This window comes from Vibrio sp. 1159 (assembly GCF_033340395.1).
GTDB lineage: Bacteria > Pseudomonadota > Gammaproteobacteria > Enterobacterales > Vibrionaceae > Vibrio > Vibrio alginolyticus.
Window position 1 is genome coordinate 1 of the sequence record NZ_JAWOWL010000163.1, and the last position, 628, is coordinate 628.

2 protein-coding genes are annotated in these 628 nt (G+C 43.5%); both read right to left on the reverse strand.

Features of this window, described 5'->3' with window-relative positions:
• A partial coding sequence (locus R7127_RS26720) for a DUF3389 family protein (RefSeq protein ID WP_318148738.1) occupies window positions 1-92 on the reverse strand: 92 nt, incomplete at its 3' end.
• A 43-nt stretch (window positions 93-135) separates the two neighbouring features.
• Window positions 136-570 (reverse strand): hotdog fold thioesterase, encoded by a 435-nt coding sequence (locus R7127_RS26725; RefSeq protein WP_005455359.1) that lies wholly within the window; start codon window positions 568-570, stop codon window positions 136-138.
• Between the last annotated feature and the right edge of the window lie 58 nt (window positions 571-628).

A 628-nucleotide genomic window follows, 5' to 3' on the forward strand; every position in this document is an offset into this window, starting at 1 on the left:
GCTTGCAATGTGACCATTGCCTCACCGGTTAGTTTGATGACGATTTCACGCTGCGTCGCGATAATTTTACCTAATGAAAACTCGATAACCATGTTCTGCCTTTGGGGGTATCTCTGCTGATTGATGAACGTCGAATTAAGCCAATTTTGCTTTTTGTTGTTTCACAGCAATCGTTAGACGACTAGTACACACCAAGCGATCACGTTCGTCTGTAATTTCAATCTGCCAAACTTGAGTCGACACACCAAGGTGAATAGGTTTTGCGGTACCGATAACATAACCACTGCGCATTGCTCGTACATGGTTTGCGTTGATATCTAAACCTACGCAGTAGTTACCTTCACTCACGCAAAAGTTTGCGGCAATGGAACCTAATGTTTCTGCTAGTACGACGGATGCACCACCATGCAACATACCCAGCGGTTGGTGAGTAAAACTGCACACTGGCATCGTTGCACTTAATGAATCATCCGTGAAGTTGGTGTACTCGATTTGTAGGTGCTCCATCATGGTATTTCTTGATGTAGCGTTAAGGATGTCCAAACTGATCGGCTTTTTCCAAATACTCATTTTTCGCTCTTACTGTTTGCAGATTGAGACTGCTTATTCATATTTATGCCAAGCGCTT